The following is a 13803-nucleotide window of genomic DNA, read 5'->3' as shown; positions in this document are numbered from 1 at the left end:
GTTCCAGACCAGACTCCGGTAAGCTACCCGGTGCTCCCTACGCGGTACCTCCACAGCACGATGGCGGCCGGCCATCACGGCTACATCCGTACCGTCACGCCTACCTGGAACCCCCGCCCCGGCAACGGGGCGATGTACTTCAACGGTGAGTTGTGCGGACGCGCGTCCTCATCGAGAAGGTTGGAGCCGTTGAGGAACAGCTCGATGGACGAGGCGAACGCGTTGCGCAGAACGAACGCACGGCTGACCTGCAGGTCCAGCAGGTTGAACGCGTCCAGCGGCACTTCCTGGCTTACGTTCTTGCCCAGGTAGCGCTGGGTGTCGTAGTAGGTGCTCGACAGCCGCGCCGTCCAGCCCTCCCGCTCCCACGCCAGGTTAGCGCCATACCGGTTGGTGGGCATGTTGGGCAGGTACGCGCCGTCGTTGTGGCCGCGCAAGCTGTCGGGATGGTCGGCCCTGTTCTTGACCAGGTCGGCGAAGGCAGCCAGCGTGAGCGTGCCGGCGCGGCCGAGTTCCAGCGACTGCGCCATGTCGACCTCGAAGCCCTTGACGGTGGTGTCGGTCTGCTTCCAGTACTTCAGCGGCAACCGGTTGGCGGTCTGCAGGCCGGAGTGGCCCTGGTAGAGGAAGTTGTCGACTTTCATCCGATAGGCCGTCGCGGTGGCCTGCAGCCCACCGCGGTTGAACAGCAGCGTCAGCTCGGTGGTCCGCGCGCGCTCCGGCAGGAGATTCTGGTTGCCCTCCTCCTGGGTCATGATCGAATAGTGCCGGTTGCTGGCGTACAGCTCGTTGATGTCCGGCGCCCGTTCCGAGGACGCGTAGCGGAGCTTGGCGCCGAACAGGCGGCCGAGCGGCACGTAGCTGCCGACGTTGTAGCTGTTCAATGCGTAGGACCGGTCCGCCAGCCGCGTGTTGGGGGAATTGCGTGAGGAGGTGAACCGGCTGTCCCGGATGGCGTGCGCCACGCGCTCGTGCCGGTAGCCGCCATCGAAGGTGGCCCAGTCGAACGCCAGCGTCTGTTTGACGAACACCGCGTTGCTGTCGGTGATGACGTCGGGCAGGTAGCGGTCCTTGCCCGCGCCCTCCACGTCACGGGCGCGATGGCTCAGGCCGAGCACGCCGCTGAGCGGCCCGAGCGCCTGCTGCGCCAGCAGCAGTTCGGCCTGGCTGGTGTTGAAGCGATACGCGTTGGCCTTGGACGCGCCGAGGTATTCGCCCGAGGTGTTGCGTACCTGGGAGGCCCGCAGCTCGGCACTGTCGAGGAAGGGCAGCGGGTCCCGCAGCTGGCCCTCGATCGCCACTTTGTCCTGCTTGAGCTTGACCCCTACCGGACGGTCGCGGGTGGCATCCGCACCGAAGGACTGGTTCTCCATCGAGAAGCCGGGCACGCCGTACTCGCTGTCCTTGGTATCCAGGCTGACGCCCACATGGCCGCGGTCGAAGAAGTAGGTGGAGCCCACGCCGAGGTGCGTGTTCCTGGCATAGCTGTTGCCGAGCGTGCCGCGGTAGTTGGGCGTCACATCGCGGTTGATCCTGTTCTGCACGTACGACGGGGTGCCTTCCTGATAGGCCGGGTTGACCGGATTGAGGTAGGTCTTGCCCATCCAGACCGAACGGGGTGCGTTGGTATAGAACGAGAAATCGCCGTCGGCCCAGTCCGGGTTTTCAGTCATGAACTGATCGATGTACGGCTGGGATGCCTTGTTGTAGATCTGCTGCACCCTCGCCTCTTTCTGGCACGCGTCGGCGAGCGCGCTGTTGACCCCGCCCGCCGCAGGGAACAGCCGGCTGTCGCACACCGCTGCCTTGCTGTTGCCCGGAATGTCGTAGTGCGAGATCCGCTGGACCGACATCTGCAGGTTCGTGGAGAGGTTGCGCTGGTTGTTGAAGTTCATGCGGAAGCCCTGGGCATCGGCGTCGTTGAACCCCTTGCGCAGCACCAGTTCCATCGTCTGGTCCTTGTCTTCCATCGCCCGGGACATCAGGCCGGAATCGATGTTGACGCTGCCGCCCAGCGCGTTGCCCCCGTAGCGGACGGTGTCCGACGACTTGTTGACCGTGACAGTGCGGACAAACAACGGGTCGAAGGGAATGTTGACGTCGCCGCTCAACGCGTTCAGGCCAAGGATGGACTGGCCATCCTCCAGTATCTGCACCCGGCTGCCGCTGAGGCTGCGGATGACCGGTGCGCCGGCATTCGGCCCGAAGGCACTGCTCTGCACGCCGGACACGTGCTCAAGCAGGTTGCCGAGCGTGCGGTTCTGCGCCTGGCGGTTCTCGACCACCACGATGCTGTCGATGCGTGACGGGCCATCGGCGTTGACGCGGACGGTGGGGAGCGTGACGTCCTCCGCCGCGTAGGCACTGTGGACGGAGAAAAGAATGGCAACTGCAAGTGCGTGACGACGCATACATCCCCCATGAAAGAAGCGGGATGTTATAACATCACATATCAGTCGACAACAGCAGGCGATGCCGCACACGGGTGCTAAACTCGCGCCGGAAACGGAGCTGTATCGGCAAGGATGACCATCCATCGCACGGGGCCTCTGCCCTCCGCTGATCGGGTCGACGCGTGCTGCACGGCGATGCAGCGCATCTGGAGATGCTGGTACGCCCGGTTCAACCCCGGCGGGCGCGTTTGCCCGCTCCAGACACACTTCCAAGGAATGTAACCCGTGCGAGCCGTTGCGATCATCGCAGTCATGTCAGTCATCAGTGGCTGCGGAATTGTCCCCAAGAAGGTCACGCCCGAACAGACGGCGGCATCCACCCGCTTCTATCCCGGCAAGACCGCCGCCGAGCTGAAAGCGGCGTCGGAGAAAACGTTGACCCTGCTCGTGCCTGACAGGATGAAGCTGGACGCGCAGGAAAACGGCGTCCGCGCCAGGTACAACTACAGCTACGCGCAGACCCGTATCGGCTACGTGGGCAACACCACGAGCTTCTTCACCGACCACGGCATGGGCGTCACCTGGTACGAGGTCGTCTTTACCGAGGAAGCCGGTGGAACGCGGGCGCGATTGGCCTATCTCAACCGCGGCGACCTGACCAAGAACGTGATCAGTCCGGAGATCACGGCGCTGCACAACAGTTTCCGTTCGGATATTCCGATGACGGGTCGCACCAGCGTCGAGGACTTCACGCTCTTCCATGACCGGGTCGAGTATCTGGTGGGCCTTCGTTCCGCGTGGGCGCCCTGCCCCACCACCAAAGTCACCGAACGCACCTTCATGGAGTTCTGCGACCGGACCGGCCTGAAGAACGACGCGCCCTGAGCCCGGATGCGGCGCGGCCACGACTGCGATGCATCGTGGCCACGCCGTTCGCGCCTGGACTAGAACTGCATCGACATCTCCGCACCCACCACCCGCGGCGTGTCGATCGGCCCGTAATAGTTGCCATCGCGGCCGAAGGCCAGGTTGTCGAAGATCAGGCCGTTGACGCGTCGCCTGTCGGTCAGGTTCTGCACGAACACGCGGCCGGTCCACGGCCCGTGCGTGTAGCCGAGCTGCAGCCCGAGAATGGCGACCGCCGGCTGGTAGGCCCGGTTGCGCTCGTCCAGGGCGCTGGACCCGGTGAACGCCGACTCGGCGCGGACGAAAATGCCTGAGGGGTGCTGGTACCGCGCGGCCAGGTAGCCGGTGTAATGCGGCGTCAGTTTGACCCGGTTGCCTGCCAGGTTCTCGTCGGCCGTGGCCCACAGCCGGGTATATCGGGCATCGACGTAGCCTGCATTGGCGGTCAGCGTAAACGCGGGGGTTACCGCGTAGGTGCCCTCGATCTCTGCACCGCGCGAGCGGATCGAGGCATCGGAGCCAACATAGTCCGACGAGATCGGGCGGCCGTTGGCATCGGTGGCCACCTGGATTTCCTGCCAGTTGTCCGAGGTGATGTGGAAGAGCGCCGCGCCGATATGACCGCGGCCGTTGCCGAGGTTCATCTTGAAGCCGAGTTCGTGGCTCCACATCATTTCGGATTCGTAACGCAGCACCTTGTCGTTGACCACGTCGCTCTGGGCCGCCGCGAGGTTGAAGCCGCCGGGGATGTAACCCTTGGCCGATGCCGCGTAGAACGAGAGATCGTCACTGGCGTCGTAACGCAGTGAGAGGCGGGGCAGCGTGGCGCGGAAGGTGTGCGCCAACGCCGCGTCGCGGTACAGCACCGTCCCGCCGGCCCCCAGATCCAGCGACCCGGCGCGCTGCTCGGTCGAGCGGCGTGCCTGCTCGTGGCGCAGGCCAGCGCTGGCCGTCAGCGACGGCATGGCGGGGAAGGTATAGCTGGCGGTGGCGAACACGCTGTAGTCCTCCCCTTTCGCCGTCTGGCGCGGCGCGAGGTGGTAGCTGTCCAGGCCGCGGGTGATCGGGCCGACGAACGTGCCGAGGATCGAGTCCTTGTCGGTGCGGTAGGTGGATACGCCCGTCATCCAGGTGAAGGCCTGGTCGTCGGGAGAACTGAAGCGCGCCTCGGCGTTCCAGGCGTTCTGCCTGTCGTAGATGCGGCCGGCCAGCGCTGCGCTCGCGGTCATGTCGAAGTCGTAGCCGGCCGACATGTCTTCCTGGGTGCGATAGGACGTTGCGACATCCAGCGTGCCCGCCGCCAGCTGCCATTGCGCGCTGACGCCCGCCACGGACTCGTCTTTCTCGGTGCGCTTGGGGGCGTCGTTGATGTAGGTGAAGTCACCGGCCTGGCGCCCGCCATTGAGGCCGGTGCCATAGGTGCGGTTGTACAGCGCCGTATCAAGCGGCAGGTATTCGTACTCGAACATGCCGGGCGCCCGCGTGCGCAGGTGGTAGGCCAGCGCATTGACGGTGACGTAGTCGCTGGGGCGCCAGCGCAGTTTGCCCTGCAGGTAGCCCTCGCGGACCTTGCCGGCCGTTCCGTCGAAAGGGGTCAGGTTGCGCAGGTGGCTGTCCTCGTCGGAGGCCATGAACGCCACCGACCCTGACAGCGCGCCGCCCTGGGCGAGCGGGCCGGCCAGGAAGCCATCCAGGCTGGTGCCGTTGCCGTTGCCGAACCAGGTGCTGCGCAGGTTGACCTCGCCTTCGGTCGCGTTGGCCGGCCCACGGGTGCGCACCAGCACCAGCCCCGATTCGCTGTTGGCGCCGTACAGCGTGCCCTGTGGGCCGCGCAGCACCTCCACCGACTCCACCTGGTTGAGCACGGCGTTGCTCAGTTCCTTGAATGGAATGCCATCGATGTAGACCGACGCGCGGTTGACCAGGAACGGATTGGATTCGATGCCGCGGATGGAGATGTACATGTCACTCAACTGGCCCATCGCATTGAACTTGACGTTGGGCGCGAGCTTGTCGAGATCACGGAACTCGACCACGCCGGCGTCCTTGAGCGCCTCGCGGTCCAGCACAGTGACCGACAGATCGCTTTTCAGGTACGGGGTGTCACGCTTGGAGCCGGTGACCCTGACCCCGTCCAGCGTGGTGGGCGACGGGGGTTCCTGGGCGATGGCGGGAACGACGACAAGCAGGTGGGCGGCCACAACGGCAGCCGCGGAAACGGACGCTTTCAAGGGAACCTCTCTGAAGGACACAACGGCCGAACCGGCCATTCTGTTATGATGTAACACTTCGCCAGATCCGCTACTCCGTTCCCGCGCGTCCCACTCCAATCCCGGCCCATGACCCCGTTGATGCACGATCTGACGCGCGAGGCGGCGGCCCCGCACCTGCACATGACCTGCAGCGCCGACGGGGCCGTGGCACTCATCCGCCATCGTTTCGACGCCAGCGAGGGCGTCATGGGGCACCCGACGCAACTGCGCCTGGCGCTGGCGATGGAGGGCGGTGGACGGTTGCGTCAGCAGCCCCTTGCCGGCCCTGCGCTGGACGCGCTCTGGGCGACCGGTCAGTTCAACCTGGTACTGCCAGGCCAGGCCGGCCGATACGCGAGCCCGTCGGTGGAGGTGCTGGGGCTGGCAGTGGACTGGCCGTCGCTGCACGCGGCGCCGGTCGAGCTGGACGCGCTGGCGCCGCTGGTCAATGGCCTGCATCGCGATGCCGCGGTGAGTGCACTGCTGCACGCGCTGTGGGCGGCGGCGCGCTGCAACCTGCTGTCCGATGCCCTGCTCGGCGAAGGCGCGTTGGCCGTGCTCCGTCGCTTGGCACAACTGGCGCGACATACGCGTGACGCGCCACGCATGGGCCCTGCCCTGACACCCGATCAGCTGCTGGCGCTGATCGACTACCTCGATGCGTCCCGCGACAGCCGGCCTGCCGTGGCGCGCATGGCCGAGGTCGTGGGCATGGAGACCACCCGGTTCGGGCGCGCGATCCAGGGCGCCACCGGGATGTCGCCGTACGTGTTCCTGACCCATCGGCGCATGCAGTGGGCGCGCGTGGAGCTTGCACGCGGCCGCACGGTCACCGATGTCGCGCTGGCGGTGGGCTACGCGAACGCGAGCAAGTTTGCCGCCGCGTTCCGCCGGGTCAACGGTCTGTGCCCATCGGCCGCCCGCAATGCCCATCTCCCGCACGGCTAAAGGTGGACGGCGCCGGCGCCGATAACGACGGCGCAGATGACACCGGTTACTGATACGGTGCGATTCCAGGCAGAGTGGCATCCACACAGGGAAGTACAGATGCGCCAGGCAGTGCGTTCACGGTTGGGCACCTTCGTACCGGGCGGCGGCATCGGCCGCATCGTCTGTGCCGCCGCACTCGGTGCGGTCGTGACGCTGGTGGCCGCCCAGGTGGTGGTGGCACAGCGCGATGGCCGCGCGCTCGACGCCTATGCGGACCTGGTGCTGGAACACGCGGAGCTGGTCGCCTCGGCGTCGGTGAAAGCCCTGGACCGTGCGGCGGCACTTCCGGGTACCGCGTGCACGCCGGAGGATCTGGTGAACCTGCGGCGGCTGGCGATCCAGTCGCACTATGTGCGCGATATCGGTCGTGTGGCGCACGGCACGGTGCGCTGCTCGGCGTCCTGGGGCGTCTTTGCCGCCCCCTCGCCCCTGCCCCCGCCAGACCGGCGCGTGCGCGGTTTCGCACTCTGGCACGCGTTGCCCGGCGTCTTCGGTGCGGATATCGCCGCAGACATGGTCGTCCGCGATGGCGTGGTGGTGACGACCTCGCCGATCGCGTTCGACCGGGTCAGCCGTGCACCGGCGGGCATGGGGGTGGTGGTGTCCACGCGCGACGGCCAGCACCTGTTCCAGCGCTTTGGCGACACGCAGGGCCTGACCATCGGTGAGGCCGCCTCCGCGCTGGACGTCGGAGCGACGCGCCTGGCGTGGCGCTGCAGCACCGGGTTCGATATCTGTGTGTCGGCCCGTAAATCCGGGTCGAGCGTGCTGGTTGAACCGTGGTGGTTCAGCCTGTCGCTGGCGGTGCTGGGCGCGCTCGCCGGTGCCGGCATCGCGCTGGTGGCCAACGACTATCGGGAACGTCGTCGTTCCCTGCTCGCCCAGCTCAGGCGCGCGATCGATGGCCAGGGGCTGTCGATGGTGTATCAGCCGATCCGTTCGCTGTCGGACCGGCAACTGCTGGGCGTGGAGGCGCTGGCGCGGTGGCGCACCGAGGATGGCCGCGAAATTCCGCCGGACCGGTTCGTGCCGCTGGCCGAGCGCGACGGCCTTGGCACCCGGATGGCCAAGCGGCTGGTGAGCATCGCATTGGGTGAGATGGCCGAGCGGCTGCGCGGCAACGCCGCCTTCTATCTGAGCATCAACCTGACCTCGCAGGACCTGCTGGACGCCGGTTTCCGCCGCTACGTGCACCATGAAGTGCGCCGGCTGGGCCTGTGCCCGGGCCAGATCGTGCTGGAGCTGACCGAGCGCGCCACCGCCGACCATCACGACCTTGCCGCCTGCATGCTCGAGCTCAAGTCCCTCGGCTACCGCTTCTACGTCGATGACTTCGGCACCGGGTACTCCAATTTCGCCTATCTCACCGAACTGCCAATCACCGCCATCAAGATGGACCGCCGCTTCACCCGGGCGATCGGAACGGCCTCGGCGGTAAGCCAGGTGGTGCAGTCCATCGCGGCGATGGCCGCCGCGCTGGAACTGGACCTGATCGTGGAAGGCGTCGAGACCGAGGAGCAGGCATCGCACATGCTGTCGCTGGTGCCGGACGGGATCGGCCAGGGCTGGCTGCTCGGGCGGCCGGTGGCGTCGGCCAGCCTGCCCGCACACTGACCCCGGGGTCAGTGCTTCAGGGTGACACCGAGGTAGACCGAACGACCTGCCGCCGGCGAGAACATGGGTTGGGCCTGTTCCCAGAAGAAACTGTCGTACCAGGCGTAGGCGTAGCGGCGACCGGTGGCGTTCCTGACCTGCAGGTCGATGCCCCAGGCCGGGCTGATCTGGTAGCTCGCGCTGAGATCCAGCACCGCGAACGCACCGAACTTGCCGGCCACGTTGCGTTCTTCCAGGTAGTAATCGCCCTGCGCCCTGCCCTGCAGGCCAAGCCGCAGCGCATCGGTGGCCTGGTAGTCCAGGCCGATCGTGCTGATGTGGCGCGGTGTGGCCGCGACTTCGCGGCCCACGAGGGACAGCGCGGGGTCGCGGTCATCCCGTGTGATCTTCGCTTCCTGATAGGCGTGCGAGGCCCAGGCGGTCCACGCCTTGCCCAGCGGTGCGCTGATCTGTGCATCCACGCCGCGCCGGCGGGTCTTGCCGAGCACCACTGTGGTGCCGGTGGCGGGCATGTTGGAGACCTCGTTTTCCGCATCCTGCTGCCAGACCGCGATGCGTGCCTGGCTGCCCGCAACGGGGCTGAAGGTCATGCCCAGTTCGACACCGCTGTTGGTCGAGGGCCGCATCGGCGCCTGTCCCGGGGTGAGGTAGGCCGGTGCGGTGCCGCCGGTCAGCACCTGGAACGTGCGCCCCCAGTTGGCATACACATTGGTGGTCGGGCCCAGGGCATGCACCAGGCTCAGCTTGGGCTGCCCGATGGTGCCGTAGCGCTGCAGTGGCCCGGTACGGCCATCGATCAGGCGTGTGTGGCCGTCGAACCGGTCCACCCGGTAGGCCGGCACGATCTTCAGCGCGGCGTAGGGCTGGTAGATGGCCTGCACGTAGGCGCCCTGGTTGTTGAACGTATGGCGATCGTCGTTCTGGATGCGCGCCGGCGATGCGGTGAAGTCGGTGGGCTCGGCGTAGGCGTATCGCTCGCGGCGGTAGCGGTTGTCCTGGTGCTCGTAGTTCATACCGCCCTCGAGGACCAGCGTGTCGCTGGCCTGCCAGGTCAGGGTGCCGAGCATGCCGGTCTGCGTTTCGTCCCACACGCGCCGCTGGCGCGGCAGGTTGCCGGTGGGCAGGTCGCTGAAGGTGACCCGGCGGTCGTCCTGGTAGCGGTTGTAGTAGAGCCGGGCGGCGGCGAACAGGGTGTCGGCCAGCTGCAGGTCCAGATGGACAACCGCCTGGCGCATGTCGCGTTCATCACCATCGTTGGCGTTGCGCCGAGCGCTGCCGCGGCGATCGGCCGCAAGTTCGGTGGCCGTCATGAAGCCCGGCTCGTCGGCCTCATGGTGGTAGGTGCGCGCGGTGAGACCGATGCGCATGCCCTCCTCCAGGCTGCCGTAGTACCACTTGCCCGCCAGCGTGTACTTCTTCGATGCATCGTGGTCGCGGTAGCCCTGCGAGGCCTGCGTCCCCACGAAATAGTTCTGCGCCACGCCGTCACGTTCCCGTCCCACCGCCAGCTGTGCATCGCGGCTGTTGTCGCTGCCGTACGCCAGGCGCGCATCGGTGTAGTTGCCGCCCTGGCGCGTGCCGAAATTGATGTTGCCGCCGATGTTGTGCAGCCCGTAGCGCGGGTCATTGGTGCCGCGCACGACCTCGATGTAGCTGATTTCCAGCGGAAACAGCATGTCGATGAAGCGTTGGTTGCCGCTGTTGACGTTGCTTGGCACGCCATCGATCAGGGTCTTGATGGCATTCAGATACCCCTCGCCGTTGAAGGCGCGGAAGCTGACCTTGCCCGATTCGGCACCCTGGCGGGTTTCGGTGAGCTGGATGCCGGGCATCTGCCCCAGCAGCTCCCAGCTGTGCTGCACCTGTTTGCCCTGGATCTGATCGGCACCCAGTACATCCACCGAGGTCAGCACCTGGTGCGCGGTGAGCTGTCCTTCGCCGTGCTTGTGGACATCCACCTTGCCCAGTGTCTGCGTGGCATCGGCAGCGAGGGTTCTGGCGTCGGGCGTGAGCAGAGCGGCCGCGACGGCGGCCACGAGAACGTGGGATTTCATGGGGGCAACGGGTACGTATCGGGGGGAAGGAAGTGCACTGCCCCGAAGTGTAACAGTATAACATTTACAGTTCAGCAGCCGGCCCACAGGCGCGTTGGCGGCGGTCTCAGGGGGTGCGGCGGTACGCCACCACCAGCAGTGCCGTGCCCAGCGCGAAACACAGCAGCAGGGTCAGTACCGACAGCGGCAGGCCGAATGCCGGGTGCCCGGCCACGGCAAACGCGGCGTGCAGTGCGGCCGTGCCGATGCCGAGTGCACCACAGCCCATCGCCCACCGCCGCGCGGAGCGCGCATCCAGCACCACGCTGCGGTAGCCCCACAGCACGGCACCGACGGCGACGAGATTGAACACCAGAAAGCCCTGGATGCCGCCGGGGACGGCGAACATGTCCCATTCGTGCCAGAACGCGGCATCGATCTGATGCAGCACGAGTGCGAGGGCGGTGCCGAAGTACAGGCGTTCCAGTGCAGTGCGTGGTGGTGCCTTGGTGTCCATTACATCATTCCCCCGGAGCATTCCGTGCCAGGGGGGAATGATAGCGGTGCGCGGTCAGGATCGGCGCGATCCGTGCTGCGACCCGTTCTGTTTTCAGCTGCGCGGCAGCGGGTTGCAGATCTGGTAGGCCGCATCCTTGAACGCCACCTTCTTCTCGATCAGACCCTGCAGCGCCTGCACATGGGCCACGCGCTCGTCGCCCGGCGGATGGTGGCCGCTGGCATGGGCGTCGAAGATATCCGTGTCACGCCAGGTGCTGATCGACCCGATCACCGCGTCCCAGGTGCTGCCGAGCTGCACGAGGATGTAGGCCGCACTCAGGTCGGCAATCACCTCGGTGGCCTGCCCGCTGATGCCTTCCAGCCCGACCTGGCTGAGGATGTGCAGGCTGGTGCCATGCCCGAGTTCGTGGCCGAGGGCGAACTTGATGGTGAGATCGTCGTGCAGCGCCAACAGGCCCTCGCTCACGATAAGGCCCATATCGTCGTCGATCGGCGTCAGGTTGCCGTTGGGCTGGTCGCCCTCTTCGGTGATGACCTTGCCCACCATCGGCATGTCGAAGGCGGTGGGGGTGGCGCCGGCATAGAACAGTTCGGAGATCTTCGACAGCGCGGCGGTAACGAAGGCGCCCGCCTGGTCGGTGGTCATGGACATGGAGTACTCCCGGGTGATGCGGCCCCGCGCATGCGGGGCAGCGGAGCGTTCTTTCTACGGCGTGCTGCGGGACGCGGTTTGGCACGCCGTTGCAGCGTGTTTGCCGGACGCATCCGCTGCACGCGACCGGTGTATCCGACTGTGTCAAATGCGAATGCGTCGTGATAACATTGTTAACGTTTTCTAAAACCCTCGTTACACGGACGTCCCAGCCATCGCCAGCGGACCCTTATCTTTCAGGAGTTTGCTCGATGCGCGTTGCCTCCCCCACGCTTTCCCACGCCGCCGCCACGCTGGCCACCGCCATTGCCCTCGCCCTGTGTGGCCAGGCGCATGCGGCCGTCACCGGCGATGCCTCCGCTTCCGCCACTGCCAAGGACATGGATACCGTGGTGGTCACCGCGACCGGTGCCCAGCAGTGGATCAAGGACGCGCCGGCCAGCATCACCGTCATCTCCCGCGAGGAGATCGAGCGCAAGCCGGTGTCCAGCATCGGTCAGCTGCTGAGCACGGTGCCCGGCGTTACCGGCGGCTACGCGCTGTCCGGCGCGCAGTCCAAAATCCGCCTGCGCGGGCTGCCGGAGCAGTACACGCTGATCCTCATCGATGGTCGTCGCCAGGGCAATTCCTCCGGCGTCAACTACCGCGACGATCTCGGCCCGCAGGATCTGAACTGGCTGTCGCCGGACATGATCGAGCGCATCGAGGTGGTGCGCGGTCCGATGTCGTCGCTGTACGGCTCCGATGCGATGGGCGGGGTGATCAACATCATCACCCGCAAGATCGCCGCCGACTGGGGCGGCTCGGTGACGTACAACTACAGCTCGCCGGATTCGTCCACCCGGGGCGATACCGTGCAGGCGGGCGCCCTGTTCAGTGGTCCGTTGACCGAGACCCTCGGCCTGCGCGTGGGCGCCAACGTGACCGATCGCGAATCCGATCGCGTCCGTGGGCAGACGCCGGGCAACAAGGCCGAGAACGCCAACGCGCTGCTCAACTGGGCGATCAATGGCGACCATACCGTGGGCGTGGAGGCATCGCGCGGCGTGCAGCGCAACAAGGGTGCCGGCACGCTGGGCGCGTGGGGTCTGTCCAAGCTGGTGCATACCGGCTATGTGGCCACCCATGACGGCCGCTACGGCGATGCCAGCACGTCCAAAACCACGCTGACCCAGAACGATTACAAGGACAAGGGCAGCCAAGTGGGCAACCACTCCAAGGAAACCGTGTTCGACACGGCCTTCTCCACCGGCTTCGACTGGGGCGTGGAGCATCGCCTGAACGTGGGTGGCCAGTGGAAGCGCGAGGAGCTGAAGAACAACGACACCATCGGCACGGTGCCGGTGACCTGGAGTGGCAGTGGCCGCATCAGCTCAACCAACGAAGCCGACGCGTGGGCGCTGTTCGCCGAAGACCACATCGCGCTGCATGAGCGCTTCACCCTCACCGTGGGCCTGCGCTGGGACAACACCGACAACTACGACGACAACCTGAGCCCGCGCGTGTACGGCGTGTGGCATCCGTCGGATGCATGGACGATCCGCGGCGGTGTGTCGCAGGGCTTCCGCGCGCCCAACCTGAAGCAGGGCAGCGCCGGCGCGGCAACGCAGTCGGGCGGCAATGGCTGCCGCAGCCTGACCGTGGAAGGCTGGACCAGCCGCTCGGTCAGTGCCGATGGCACCACCGGCTGCTACATGGCGGGCAACCCGAACCTCGAGCCGGAAACCAGCACCAACTACGAGTTGGGCGCCGGCTTCGACCGCGACGGCTGGTCCGCGTCGGCAACGTACTTCCTGACCAACTTCGACGACAAGATCGAGCAGGTTCCGCTGCGTGACATCCCCGGCTACACCTCCAGCTTCGTCAACGGGTTCTGGTGGACGGTTGCGCAGAACATCCAGAAGGCACGCACCCGTGGCGTGGAAGCCAGCGTCACCGTGCCGCTGCACGAGCGCCTGCGCTGGACCACCAACGCCACCCGCATGCTCGAGTCGAAGAACCGCACCACCGGCGCCAACCTGCTGGTGGTGCCCAAGCTGACCGCCAACACCTCGCTGGACTGGCAGGTTACCGATGCGTGGTCGCTCAACCTGAGCGCGCAGCATGTGGGCGAGCAGCTGGTCTCCAGCACCAGTGCGACGTTCGCCAAGGCCTACACGACCTGGGACCTGGTGACCGGCTACGACGTCAATGAGAGCCTGACCCTGCGTGCCGGCGTGCTGAACCTGGGCGACGTGTCGACCGTGGACGAAGGCAATACCTACGACGGTGGTGCACGCACCTTCTTCGTTGGTGCGACCGCGCGTTTCTGATCGGCGATTTGCCGGCCAGCGGCCGGCACTACCGGTGTATTACGTTGCCGGCCAGCGGCCGGCACTACCGATGTATTGCGTTGCCGGCCAGCGGCCGGCACTACCGGTGTATTACGTTGCCGGACAGCGGCC

9 protein-coding genes are annotated in these 13803 nt (G+C 66.4%); 4 read left to right on the top strand and 5 right to left on the bottom strand.

Going from position 1 to position 13803, the window contains the following annotated elements; translation table 11 throughout:
- Positions 1 to 80 precede the first annotated feature (80 nt).
- Entirely contained in the window at positions 81 to 2411 is a 2331-nt protein-coding gene (locus tag ACO6VK_RS06640; protein ID WP_422506114.1) for a TonB-dependent receptor domain-containing protein, read from the bottom strand.
- A gap of 267 nt (positions 2412 to 2678) precedes the next feature.
- On the opposite strand from ACO6VK_RS06640, the gene ACO6VK_RS06635 reads away from it, so the two are divergent.
- Positions 2679 to 3278 (top strand): hypothetical protein, encoded by a 600-nt coding sequence (locus tag ACO6VK_RS06635; RefSeq protein ID WP_422506113.1) that lies wholly within the window; start codon positions 2679 to 2681, stop codon positions 3276 to 3278.
- Positions 3279 to 3337: 59 nt separating this feature from the next.
- On the opposite strand, the gene ACO6VK_RS06630 is transcribed toward ACO6VK_RS06635, so the two are convergent.
- Positions 3338 to 5530: a TonB-dependent receptor gene (locus tag ACO6VK_RS06630; protein WP_422506112.1), complete on the bottom strand. Its 2193-nt coding sequence runs from the start codon at positions 5528 to 5530 to the stop codon at positions 3338 to 3340.
- Between the two features lie 120 nt (positions 5531 to 5650).
- On the opposite strand from ACO6VK_RS06630, the gene ACO6VK_RS06625 reads away from it, so the two are divergent.
- Complete coding sequence (locus tag ACO6VK_RS06625) at positions 5651 to 6499, top strand: helix-turn-helix domain-containing protein (RefSeq protein ID WP_422506111.1); 849 nt, start codon at positions 5651 to 5653, stop codon at positions 6497 to 6499.
- Between the two features lie 99 nt (positions 6500 to 6598).
- A complete protein-coding gene (locus ACO6VK_RS06620; protein ID WP_422506110.1) occupies positions 6599 to 8155 on the top strand; it encodes an EAL domain-containing protein in 1557 nt (518 codons plus the stop codon).
- Between the two features lie 8 nt (positions 8156 to 8163).
- Here ACO6VK_RS06620 and ACO6VK_RS06615 read toward each other — a convergent pair whose 3' ends face one another.
- From ACO6VK_RS06615 to ACO6VK_RS06605, 3 genes are all read right to left on the bottom strand, one after another.
- The gene (locus ACO6VK_RS06615) at positions 8164 to 10209 is read right to left on the bottom strand and encodes a TonB-dependent receptor (RefSeq protein WP_422506109.1); all 2046 of its coding nucleotides are present in this window, start codon (positions 10207 to 10209) and stop codon (positions 8164 to 8166) included.
- A 106-nt stretch (positions 10210 to 10315) separates the two neighbouring features.
- Positions 10316 to 10705 (bottom strand): DUF6713 family protein, encoded by a 390-nt coding sequence (locus ACO6VK_RS06610; protein ID WP_422506108.1) that lies wholly within the window; start codon positions 10703 to 10705, stop codon positions 10316 to 10318.
- 93 nt (positions 10706 to 10798) lie between these two features.
- Positions 10799 to 11359, bottom strand: coding sequence for a M48 family metalloprotease (locus ACO6VK_RS06605; RefSeq protein WP_422506107.1), 561 nt, complete (start codon positions 11357 to 11359; stop codon positions 10799 to 10801).
- 251 nt (positions 11360 to 11610) lie between these two features.
- Here ACO6VK_RS06605 and ACO6VK_RS06600 point away from each other — a divergent pair, with 251 nt between their 5' ends.
- A complete protein-coding gene (locus ACO6VK_RS06600; RefSeq protein WP_422506106.1) occupies positions 11611 to 13671 on the top strand; it encodes a TonB-dependent receptor domain-containing protein in 2061 nt (686 codons plus the stop codon).
- The last annotated feature ends 132 nt before the right edge of the window (positions 13672 to 13803 follow it).

The sequence above is a fragment of the Stenotrophomonas sp. GZD-301 genome, from assembly GCF_049310345.1.
Taxonomy (GTDB): domain Bacteria; phylum Pseudomonadota; class Gammaproteobacteria; order Xanthomonadales; family Xanthomonadaceae; genus Stenotrophomonas.
Note: the sequence above shows the minus strand (reverse complement) of the source record. Positions and strands in the feature narration are given on the sequence as shown.

Bases quoted from the DNA above. Each gene is read 5' to 3' on its own strand.
- ACO6VK_RS06625 (WP_422506111.1), top strand. From the start codon at position 5,651: ATGCACGATCTGACGCGCGAGGCGGCGGCCCCGCACCTGCACATGACC.
- ACO6VK_RS06610 (WP_422506108.1), bottom strand. From the start codon at position 10,705: ATGGACACCAAGGCACCACCACGCACTGCACTGGAACGCCTGTACTTC.
- ACO6VK_RS06620 (WP_422506110.1), top strand. From the start codon at position 6,599: ATGCGCCAGGCAGTGCGTTCACGGTTGGGCACCTTCGTACCGGGCGGC.
- ACO6VK_RS06605 (WP_422506107.1), bottom strand. From the start codon at position 11,359: ATGTCCATGACCACCGACCAGGCGGGCGCCTTCGTTACCGCCGCGCTG.
- ACO6VK_RS06615 (WP_422506109.1), bottom strand. From the start codon at position 10,209: ATGAAATCCCACGTTCTCGTGGCCGCCGTCGCGGCCGCTCTGCTCACG.
- ACO6VK_RS06640 (WP_422506114.1), bottom strand. From the start codon at position 2,411: ATGCGTCGTCACGCACTTGCAGTTGCCATTCTTTTCTCCGTCCACAGT.
- ACO6VK_RS06600 (WP_422506106.1), top strand. From the start codon at position 11,611: ATGCGCGTTGCCTCCCCCACGCTTTCCCACGCCGCCGCCACGCTGGCC.